The sequence below is a fragment of the Acinetobacter sp. YH12058 genome (genome assembly GCF_013419805.1).
Lineage (GTDB): Bacteria > Pseudomonadota > Gammaproteobacteria > Pseudomonadales > Moraxellaceae > Acinetobacter > Acinetobacter towneri.
The window spans coordinates 1-10,259 of sequence record NZ_VOZL01000035.1; the positions used below are offsets into that span (position 1 = coordinate 1).

Sequence of the window (10,259 nt, forward strand, 5' to 3'; positions counted from 1 at the left end):
GGCCAGGCCTCAGCATTTTATTATGGTGATCCCCTGGGCGAAATGCGCCTGGTAAGCAGAGTTTTTGAAATGTAAGGCCTTTGAATAAGACAAAAGGCTGCCTCATCGCTAACTTTGCAACAGTGCCCATTTATGAATGTTCCTGTTATGGCTTATGTTCAAGAAAGCATTGCCCCTGAAATGATGGGCAAGGTGTTTTCCCTTTTGATGACCGCCATGACTCTTTCTATGCCGATAGGCTTACTTGTTGCAGGTCCGGTTGTTGAGGTTATAGGTGTTAATACATGGTTTTTCTGGTCTGGTGTTGCGTTGATAGTAAACGCTGTTCTCTGCCGCATTCTGACACGACGCTATGACAAAGTAACAATGAAACCGCAAGTGGACTGAAAAAAGGACCGGGTTGATGATAATTTGTAGTGGTGAGCTTCTGGGAGTACAAAACAAAGTGCTCAAAATTGTCGGGCTCATGGCGTTTAACGGTATTAATTTCGCTTATAATAATCTTTCTATAATAGCCTAAAGGAGAATATCTATGATACCTAATAGCGAAAATAAAAGAGTATGGTTTATTACCGGAGCAAGCAAGGGGCTTGGCTATGCTTTTACATGCGCCGCCTTGAAAGCCGGGGATAAAGTTGTTGCAGTTGCAAGGACTATCGATAATTTGGCGAAGCTAGAAGAAACATATCAAGAGAGCTTACTGCCATTAAACCTCGATGTTACAGATAGGGAGGCTGTTTTTTCTACGGTTGAAACAGCAGTTAAACATTTCGGTAGGCTTGATATTGTTGTTAATAATGCGGGTATCATGACTATGGGTATGATTGAAGAACTAAACGAATCCGATGCTCGGAAACTAATGGACACAAACTTTTTTGGAGCTCTTTGGGTTTGTCAGGCAGTGATGCCCTATTTGAGGTCGCAGCGTTCTGGACATATCATACAGATTACAAGCATTGGCGCTATTATCTCGGGTCCGATGTCTGGTATTTACAGTGCAAGTAAATTTGCGCTGGAAGGAATGAGTGAAGCCTTAGCAAAAGAAGCGGAACATTTCGGAGTGAAACTCACTATGGTGGAACCAGGAGGATATTGGACAGATTTATACACTTCGATGAGTTACAGCAATCCATTAGATTCATACGGTACACTGCGCGATGAGCTGGCGAAACAGTATTCCGAAGATTCGGTCGATAGTGATCCTTCCTTGGCAGCGGAAGCCCTTATGAAATTAGTAGCCAGCAATAATCCGCCTTTGAGGCTTATCCTTGGCAGCATGGTATACGATTTGGCGATGGATACTTTAAAAGCACGGATGGCTACCTGGGAAGAATGGGAAGCTGTTAGCCGTGCATCAGAAAAGGCTATTCCTGCACCGGAGAGATATGGAGTATAATACCAAACATGGTTTTTGAGGCAAGGACGAAACTATCATGAAAATTGAAATTATGGAATATAACCCGGATTGGACAAAGAATTTTGAAGAAGAGAAAATAAAATTGCTCCATTTTTTCGGTTCTCATGCCGTAGCCATTGAACATATCGGAAGCACGGCGATACCCAATCAACGGGCGAAACCGGTTATAGATATATTTATTGGCGTTTCGCCTTTTGCTGAACTACCTTTTATCAGCGCATTTTTAATGCAAAGGAGTATCACCACACTCCGACAGATATGACAGGCAGATATTTGTTTGCAAAATATACAAATGAAGTTTGGACCCATAATCTTCTTGCTTTGGTGTAGGTATAATACCCAAAAACGAAGTTTATGCGGAACAGGATAACACCTCGAAATCGGAGTTTATATGGCTTCGTGGGGGAGTTATGTGTTTGAGCTTTGTCGCATTAACGCGAATCAGGGGTTGACGGCAGAAATAGACTGGAATTACACTTCTTGGAGTCGGCGTTGCCGGAAAATTCTGATTGGATTAGTTGTTCGGGGTGCGAAAACAGTCGTAGTTCGGGGAAAAAACCGAATTTTGACCCAAAACCGCGAAAAACTCGAAATGACAGTTCCTATCAGTTTTCATAATGAATTAAAACAAAAAAATTAGGCTGCAAAGATAGGGAAAATGTGTCAATTTGCGTAAGTGATAATTAGTCAATTAAGATAAATGCTACTTTTGTAATCAAAGCAAAATGATATGAGCAAGATTTTTGGAATCGTAAATATAACCACCGATAGTTTTTCCGATGGAGGACTTTATTTAGATACAGATAAGGCAATTGAGCATGCTCTGCATTTGGTTGAAGATGGAGCAGATGTGATTGATTTGGGAGCCGCTTCCAGTAATCCTGATACAACTGAAGTGGGCGTTGTGGAAGAAATCAAAAGACTCAAACCTGTCATTAAGGCTTTAAAAGAAAAAGGCATTTCTATTTCTGTTGATACATTTAAACCTGAGGTTCAGAGTTTTTGCATAGAACAAAAGGTTGATTTTATTAATGATATTCAAGGTTTTCCTTATCCTGAGATTTATTCAGGCTTGGCAAAGTCAGATTGCAAACTTGTGTTGATGCACTCCGTTCAGCGAATTGGTGCAGCTACTAAAGTTGAAACGAATCCGGAAGAGGTTTTTACTTCCATGATGGAATTTTTTAAAGAAAGAATTGCTGCTTTAGTTGAGGCTGGTGTAAAGCGTGAACGAATTATTCTTGATCCGGGTATGGGCTTCTTTTTAGGCTCTAATCCAGAAACATCTATTCTTGTTTTGAAGCGTTTCCCTGAAATTCAAGAAGCTTTTAATTTGCAAGTAATGATTGCAGTGTCACGGAAATCATTCTTAGGTAAAATAACTGGAACCGATGTGAAATCTCGTTTAGCACCAACTCTTGCAGCAGAAATGTATGCATACAAAAAAGGTGCAGATTATCTCCGCACCCATGATGTTAAGTCTTTATCAGATGCCTTGAAAATATCCAAAGCCCTAGGTTAGTTTTATTTTTTTAGCTTTCTAAATGAATATGCTATACTTGCTCTGAAGTTGTGTTGGCGTACTTGACTTAGGTCTGGATCTTTCGAACTGTTACTAAGAGGGTAATCATAGCCAAACATAAACTGGAAATGTCCTAATTCTAAACCTGTTCCAATACCTACACTATAATCAAGAGGACTTAAACTTCCATCACTTCCAAAAGGTTTTGTGTACTTCTCTTGAGTTTTCGTAGCTAAATAGTAGTGTTTGTTGGTAAATCCAAATAATCCAATATTCAATCTTGCGACCGGGAAAGTCCTCTTGAAAGTACCACAAGTTCGCGGGATGGAGTTTTATCCCAGCTGCATCGAGAAAGGCATGCGCAGTGAGCGTGCTCTCAAGCTCGCCATCGCCGAAATGTATGTCAAAGGAGTAAGTACCCGCAGGGTCTCGGATATCGTCGAAATTCTTTGTGGCACCGAAGTCAGCTCGTCCCAGGTCAGCAGGCTGGCAAAGGAGCTCGATGAAGAGATTACGTCTTGGAAGGCGCAGCCTGTCGGACAGATTCAATACTTGGTACTTGATGCGACCTATGAATCGGTTCGCGTCGGTTCCCATGTGGTCAAGCAGGCGCTTCTAGTGGCTATTGGCGTTGATTACAGCGGGAATCGGCATATTCTTGACGCCGAAGTCGCGAACAGTGAGGCAGAGGTAAACTGGCGTTCCTTTCTCGAGGGTCTCGTACGACGAGGGATGCACGGCCTGCGAATGATCACCAGTGATGACCACTCAGGACTGCGCGCGGCAATCGATGCTGTCTTCCCTGGAATTCTGTGGCAACGCTGCCAGTTTCATCTGCAGCAGAATGCCCACTCCTACGTCACGAAAAAAGATGAGATCCCGCTGATAGCCGCTGATATTCGGAAGGTGTTCAATCGGAATATGTCAAGATAGTTTATGCCAGATTTTTGAGAGGTTTGCATCAAGCAGCCTTCGAAAGAGGACGGCATGACATTGAGACCGGCAAGGCGTCGTAGATACGCACTTTCCCAGTACGCCACCGTAAGGGGTTTTTCTCTTTGGCAGCAAGAATGGTTTGGTTTCTTTTTTCCTCGGCGCCGTAGGCGTCCGACTAACACCTGAATTAAGCCGCGCCGCGAAGCGGCGTCGGCTTGAATGAACTGTTAGATGCCAGCCCGATCAATGTGCGCTGACCTTGGATAGCAGATTTAGAACGGCGACGCCACTAACGATAAGTCCCATGCCAACGAACGCCCACAAGTCTAGTTTCTGGCCATGGAAGATCCAAGCGATAGCTGCCACAAGTACGATGCCGAGGCCAGCCCAAACAGCATAAGCAATGCCGACCGGGATGGACTTGAGTGCGAGAGAGAGGAAATAGAACGCAAGCCCGTAGCCAGCCACAACTACAACAGAAGGAACTAACTTGGTGAATCCATGGCTGGACTTCAGTGCGGAAGTTGCGACGACCTCACCAAATATTGCAATAGCCAGAAAGAGCCAGTTCTTCACGTGCAATCTCCTCTACGGTATGAAGGATAAATAGTGGTGGCTATGAGTTGCCAAAAACAGTCTTGCGGCTGTCGATTTTCTGTGAGCATACGCAACGCCAAATCTGGCATCTAACGCTTGAGTTAAGCCGCGCCGCGAAGCGGCGTCGGCTTGAACGAATTGTTAGACATTATTTGCCGACTACCTTGGTGATCTCGCCTTTCACGTAGTGAACAAATTCTTCCAACTGATCTGCGCGGGAGGCCAAGCGATCTTCTTCTTGTCCAAGATAAGCCTGTCTAGCTTCAAGTATGACGGGCTGATACTGGGCCGGCAGGCGCTCCATTGCCCAGTCGGCAGCGACATCCTTCGGCGCGATTTTGCCGGTTACTGCGCTGTACCAAATGCGGGACAACGTAAGCACTACATTTCGCTCATCGCCAGCCCAGTCGGGCGGCGAGTTCCATAGCGTTAAGGTTTCATTTAGCGCCTCAAATAGATCCTGTTCAGGAACCGGATCAAAGAGTTCCTCCGCCGCTGGACCTACCAAGGCAACGCTATGTTCTCTTGCTTTTGTCAGCAAGATAGCCAGATCAATGTCGATCGTGGCTGGCTCGAAGATACCTGCAAGAATGTCATTGCGCTGCCATTCTCCAAATTGCAGTTCGCGCTTAGCTGGATAACGCCACGGAATGATGTCGTCGTGCACAACAATGGTGACTTCTACAGCGCGGAGAATCTCGCTCTCTCCAGGGGAAGCCGAAGTTTCCAAAAGGTCGTTGATCAAAGCTCGCCGCGTTGTTTCATCAAGCCTTACGGTCACCGTAACCAGCAAATCAATATCACTGTGTGGCTTCAGGCCGCCATCCACTGCGGAGCCGTACAAATGTACGGCCAGCAACGTCGGTTCGAGATGGCGCTCGATGACGCCAACTACCTCTGATAGTTGAGTCGATACTTCGGCGATCACCGCTTCCCTCATGATGTTTAACGCCTGAGCTCAGCCGACCGAAACCGCGTAGCGGTTTTGGGTCGGCTGCAGCGATTTGTTGGGCGATAGCTTGCCACATTCTCTCAACGATTGGGATTTGATGTACTTTCCGCACTTTGTAGCGCGACCACATCATGCTCCCCCTGGCCGCGAGAGCCCTTCACTCGGGAAACACAAGACAGACCGAGCACGACTGTTGCAAGGGTCAAACAGTACACGACAACCGGCCAAGCCGTGTTGCGCGGCAACAGCGAAATGATCAACGTTCCGATGCTTCCTAGCAGTACACCGCCCAAGCAGAAGTAGACTGCCGTGACCGTTCCAGCAACATGGTCGAATCCTCGAAGAGCGCCATTGGGCGCCACAGATACCGCTGTGGCGACACCAATACCCACTAGCCACATTGGAGCAATAAAGCCTAACACGGACTGCAAAGCCCATATTTCGGTGATGGCAAGCAATACTGCTCCAGCTATCAGGCATCCCATTCCCATTCGCAAGACACTTGGGCTGCCCCACTTGGGTATCACACGCCCCATAAAACGAGCCGTAAACACCATGGCAATTGCCACTGTGGCGAACAGCAGGCTGAAGCCAAGCTGAGACACACCTTGCCTGCCCATCATTAGTCCGGGCGCAATGGAGAAAAAGACGAAGAAGCTACCCATTCCAGCGGCGTAACACAACGTGTACAACCAGAAGTTCAGGCACTTAACGGGGAGTAGCAGCTGCGACCATTGCAAGCCCGCAACTCGTTGCACCCGGGTTTCAGGCCAGAATCGCCACGCTGCTGCAGATGCAGCGATCATGCCCAAACCTAGAAACGCAAAGATAGCCCGCCACCCAAGCCACATGTCGACGAGCGCTCCGAGCAATGGGCCTACCGCCGGGACTATGGCCAGCATGGATCCGAGTATGCCGTAAATGACATTACTTTCCTCGCGACCTGCGTAAATGTCACGTACTGTTGCAAATGTGGAAACAAGGCACGCCGAGGCACCACAAGCCTGAAGAATCCGAAGCCCCAGAAAGACTTCAGCCGATGACGTAAGAGCGAGGCCCATTGACGCCACAACGTAGGCGAGGCCACCTCCCAGTAGAACGGGGCGGCGCCCCAGTCGGTCCGATAGCGGTCCAAACAAGAGCTGACCGGCACCAATCATGACCAAGTACGTTGTCAGCGTAAGCTGAATTGTGCTCGCTGTCGTACCAAGCGCGTTTGGCATAAACGGCACTGCTGGCAAGTACATGTCCATGCCGAGTGATGCCAATAAATCGAACGGTGATAACAACAACACCGTGGCGGCAAGGGAGTACCGCCAACTAAAGTTTTTTGAGCGCACGAAACCATCTCCTTGAACAAAGGATTTGGCGGCGCTCCCGTAGAGCAAAAGGATTCATGAGAACGCCGCAACAACCGAAAAATGAAGGTTGCTGCGGCTTACTTGTCTGCGTTCTTGGAAGTGCTCATCTGCTGACTATCTCATGATTAAATTTGAATCGTAACAACTTTCAAGCAACTCTGCAAGGAGCCTTATTGTGCGCCCAACGCCGGAGTTAAGCCGCCGCGCGTAGCGCGGTCGGCTTGAACGAATTGTTAGACATCATTTACCAACTGACTTGATGATCTCGCCTTTCACAAAGCGAATAAATTCTTCCAAGTGATCTGCGCGTGAGGCCAAGTGATCTTCTTTTTGTCCCAGATAAGCTTGCTTAGCTTCAAGTAAGACGGGCTGATACTGGGCAGGTAGGCGTTTTATTGCCCAGTCGGCAGCGACATCCTTCGGCGCGATTTTGCCGGTTATTGCGCTGTACCAAATGCGGGACAACGTAAGCACTACATTTCGCTCATCGCCGGCCCAGTCGGGCTGCGAGTTCCATAGCTTCAAGGTTTCCCTCAGCGCCTCGAATAGATCCTGTTCAGGAACCGGGTCAAAGAATTCCTCCGCTGCCGGACCTACCAAGGCAACGCTATGTTCTCTTGCTTTTGTAAGCAGGATAGCTAGATCAATGTCGATCATGGCTGGCTCGAAGATACCCGCAAGAATGTCATTGCGCTGCCATTCTCCAAATTGCAGCTCGCGCTTAGCCGGATAACGCCACGGGATGATGTCGTCATGCACGACAAGGGTGACTTCTATAGCGCGGAGCGTCTCGCTCTCGCCAGGGAAAGCCGAAGCCTCCATAAGGTCATTGAGCAATGCTCGCCGCGTCGTTTCATCAAGCTTTACGGCCACAGTAACCAACAAATCAATATCGCTGTATGGCTTCAGGCCGCCATCCACTGCGGAGCCGTACAAATGCACGGCCAGCAACGTTGATTCCAGATGGCGCTCAATGACGCTTAGCACCTCTGATAGTTGGTTCGAAATTTCGATGGTCACCGCTACCCTCATGATGTCTAACGCCGCCATAAGTTGCGGCTTTGGAGTTGATTGTTTTGTGGTAGCGTAGCGTTAAACCACAAAACAAGCGACGGAAAAGCCGTCAACTTGATGGCCTTGTTAGCCTTATCAGCGCGACTGTGATGTATAAACGTCAAAAATTGAATGACCAATTTTAACAATCGCATCATTTCGCTCTGCCATTGAAGCCTGTGTTTGAGCTAGATAGATGCTCACAATAATTGGGGCTTGATGCTCACTCCACACAACTGCTGTAATACTCCGAGCACCAAATCCGCCAGCACCTGAGCGATCCGCAATGTTCCATCCCGCCGGCAATACTGAACGTAGTAAATTACCAGTGACTTGATTGTTCACCATCCAAGACTCTAATTTTTTCTGGTTCATTTCAGATAGCGCGGAACCAAATAAAAATTTATTCAAAGTACTGGCTATTGCCTTAGGAGTTGTCGTATCCCTCAAATCACCGAGCTTACCTTCATTTAAATCAGGCTCAATACGGTCTAGACGAGTCTCTTTGTCCCCAATTTGTCTTAAAAAATCAGTAACGCCTTTGGGGCCACCTACAGCACTTAGGATGATATTTGCCGCAGTATTATCACTTGTAGTCATAGTTGCGAAGCACGCATCATCGAGTGTGATTGCCTGCCCTACTTGCTTTTCTATTACAGGGGAATAGGTCACAAGATCTGCTTTCTTAATCTCGACTGTACTATTGGGATTAACTTTTCCTTGCTCAGCATCATATAGTAATTTAGCGCAAGCTATTGTTTTAAAAGTACTTGTTAACGGGAAGCGCTGATTGCCATTGTAATCCCAATATTCTCCATTTTGAGTATCAAGAACGGAAACACCTATACGAGCAGAAAGAGAAACTTCAATTGCCTTAACGTCTTGTTCAACTTGCTGAAACTTTGAACTACTTGCAAAAACCACGGATGGTATTAAAAGCGAAAATGCCAATAAAAACTTCATGTAAGTAACCCCATAATTTTGATTGTCACACATTTTATATAAAAGCATGAGGCTCCATAATATGGCTAACGCCCGCCTCAACTGCCGGAGGTTAATGGCGCCTTTTTTGCAGCTCCACCGCAAAAAAAGGTGACAGTAACCGGAGGTCAGATTGCAGGCGCTTGTTAACTCTTTTGCCAGATTTGATAACAATAGTTAATGTTAGACTCGAAATCTTGCTCAAATACCAACTTGAATGTATCTGGGATTTCAGGAAAAACTATGTCTCCATCTCGCTCGATGTCGACTGTTGAAATATGCAAAGTATCTACTTTGGAAATCAAGCTTTTGTATATTTCACCACCACCAGAAACGATAACATGATCCGTGATTTCCTCTAAATTTATTAAGGCATCCTGAATTGAGGAGAAAACCATTACACCCTCATCATTCGTAGAAAAATTAGAGCGAGTTACAACTGCATACTTTCGATTTGGGAGAGCGCCCATTGACTCAAAAGTTTTGCGTCCAACTAAAAGCCATTGATTATATGTAATTGCCTTAAATAGAAGTTGCTCGCCTTTGGCGCTCCATGGAATATCTGGTCCATTACCGATAATACCGTTCTTCGACTTGGCAGCCATTAGTGATAACTTCACGATTTCTCCCTCGAGTTAACTTTGTTTTAGGGCGACTGCCCTGCTGCGTAACATCGTTGCTGCTCCATAACATCAAACATCGACCCACGGCGTAACGCGCTTGCTGCTTGGATGCCCGAGGCATAGACTGTACAAAAAAACAGTCATAACAAGCCATGAAAACCGCCACTGCGCCGTTACCACCGCTGCGTTCGGTCAAGGTTCTGGACCAGTTGCGTGAGCGCATACGCTACTTGCATTACAGCTTACCAACCGAACAGGCTTATGTCCACTGGGTTCGTGCCTTCATCCGTTTCCACGGTGTGCGTCACCCGGCAACCTTGGGCAGCAGCGAAGTCGAGGCATTTCTGTCCTGGCTGGCGAACGAGCGCAAGGTTTCGGTCTCCACGCATCGTCAGGCATTGGCGGCCTTGCTGTTCTTCTACGGCAAGGTGCTGTGCACGGATCTGCCCTGGCTTCAGGAGATCGGAAGACCTCGGCCGTCGCGGCGCTTGCCGGTGGTGCTGACCCCGGATGAAGTGGTTCGCATCCTCGGTTTTCTGGAAGGCGAGCATCGTTTGTTCGCCCAGCTTCTGTATGGAACGGGCATGCGGATCAGTGAGGGTTTGCAACTGCGGGTCAAGGATCTGGATTTCGATCACGGCACGATCATCGTGCGGGAGGGCAAGGGCTCCAAGGATCGGGCCTTGATGTGGCACTGTTGCAAAGTTAGCGATGAGGCAGCCTTTTGTCTTATTCAAAGGCCTTACATTTCAAAAACTCTGCTTACCAGGCGCATTTCGCCCAGGGGATCACCATAATAAAATGCTGAGGCCTGGCC

At 47.3% G+C, this 10,259-nt stretch carries 9 protein-coding genes and 6 pseudogenes; 7 read left to right on the plus strand and 8 right to left on the minus strand.

The window, feature by feature from the left end:
• The 5 genes and pseudogenes from FTU09_RS13040 to sul3 form a co-directional block, all read left to right on the plus strand.
• Window positions 1-75, plus strand: a pseudogene (locus FTU09_RS13040) (IS6 family transposase); the annotation flags it as partial.
• A gap of 54 nt (window positions 76-129) precedes the next feature.
• A pseudogene (locus tag FTU09_RS13045) lies at window positions 130-387 on the plus strand (hypothetical protein); the annotation flags it as partial.
• A gap of 145 nt (window positions 388-532) precedes the next feature.
• Window positions 533-1,396, plus strand: a complete 864-nt coding sequence (locus FTU09_RS13050; protein ID WP_000612791.1) for an SDR family oxidoreductase — start codon at window positions 533-535, stop codon at window positions 1,394-1,396.
• Window positions 1,397-1,433: 37 nt separating this feature from the next.
• Entirely contained in the window at window positions 1,434-1,679 is a 246-nt protein-coding gene (locus FTU09_RS13055) for a GrpB family protein (RefSeq protein ID WP_001354008.1), read from the plus strand.
• A gap of 468 nt (window positions 1,680-2,147) precedes the next feature.
• Window positions 2,148-2,939, plus strand: coding sequence for a sulfonamide-resistant dihydropteroate synthase Sul3 (sul3, locus tag FTU09_RS13060; protein ID WP_000034420.1), 792 nt, complete (start codon window positions 2,148-2,150; stop codon window positions 2,937-2,939).
• 2 nt (window positions 2,940-2,941) lie between these two features.
• On the opposite strand, the gene FTU09_RS13065 is transcribed toward sul3, so the two are convergent.
• Window positions 2,942-3,217: a hypothetical protein gene (locus FTU09_RS13065; protein ID WP_109023896.1), complete on the minus strand. Its 276-nt coding sequence runs from the start codon at window positions 3,215-3,217 to the stop codon at window positions 2,942-2,944.
• Here FTU09_RS13065 and FTU09_RS13070 point away from each other — a divergent pair.
• Window positions 3,189-3,872 (plus strand): IS256 family transposase, encoded by a 684-nt coding sequence (locus tag FTU09_RS13070; protein ID WP_012512983.1) that lies wholly within the window; start codon window positions 3,189-3,191, stop codon window positions 3,870-3,872. The genes FTU09_RS13065 and FTU09_RS13070 overlap by 29 nt on opposite strands.
• A 246-nt stretch (window positions 3,873-4,118) precedes the next feature.
• On the opposite strand, the gene qac is transcribed toward FTU09_RS13070, so the two are convergent.
• From qac to dfrA16, 6 genes and pseudogenes are all read right to left on the minus strand, one after another.
• Complete coding sequence (gene qac / locus FTU09_RS13075) at window positions 4,119-4,451, minus strand: quaternary ammonium compound efflux SMR transporter QacL (protein WP_000800531.1); 333 nt, start codon at window positions 4,449-4,451, stop codon at window positions 4,119-4,121.
• A 122-nt stretch (window positions 4,452-4,573) separates the two neighbouring features.
• Window positions 4,574-5,412, minus strand: a pseudogene (gene aadA1, locus FTU09_RS13080) (ANT(3'')-Ia family aminoglycoside nucleotidyltransferase AadA1).
• Window positions 5,413-5,504: 92 nt separating this feature from the next.
• Window positions 5,505-6,764, minus strand: a complete 1,260-nt coding sequence (locus FTU09_RS13085) for a chloramphenicol efflux MFS transporter CmlA6 (protein ID WP_001256773.1) — start codon at window positions 6,762-6,764, stop codon at window positions 5,505-5,507.
• A gap of 214 nt (window positions 6,765-6,978) precedes the next feature.
• A pseudogene (locus FTU09_RS13090) lies at window positions 6,979-7,817 on the minus strand (AadA family aminoglycoside 3''-O-nucleotidyltransferase).
• A gap of 117 nt (window positions 7,818-7,934) precedes the next feature.
• Entirely contained in the window at window positions 7,935-8,801 is an 867-nt protein-coding gene (locus FTU09_RS13095; protein ID WP_001931474.1) for a PSE family carbenicillin-hydrolyzing class A beta-lactamase CARB-2, read from the minus strand.
• Between the two features lie 164 nt (window positions 8,802-8,965).
• Window positions 8,966-9,439 (minus strand): trimethoprim-resistant dihydrofolate reductase DfrA16, encoded by a 474-nt coding sequence (gene dfrA16 / locus FTU09_RS13100; protein WP_032490158.1) that lies wholly within the window; start codon window positions 9,437-9,439, stop codon window positions 8,966-8,968.
• 155 nt (window positions 9,440-9,594) lie between these two features.
• Between dfrA16 and intI1 the strand changes: the two are divergent.
• Window positions 9,595-10,131: pseudogene (gene intI1, locus FTU09_RS13105) on the plus strand (class 1 integron integrase IntI1); the annotation flags it as partial.
• Window positions 10,132-10,184: 53 nt separating this feature from the next.
• On the opposite strand, the pseudogene FTU09_RS13110 reads toward intI1, so the two are convergent.
• Window positions 10,185-10,259: pseudogene (locus FTU09_RS13110) on the minus strand (IS6 family transposase); the annotation flags it as partial.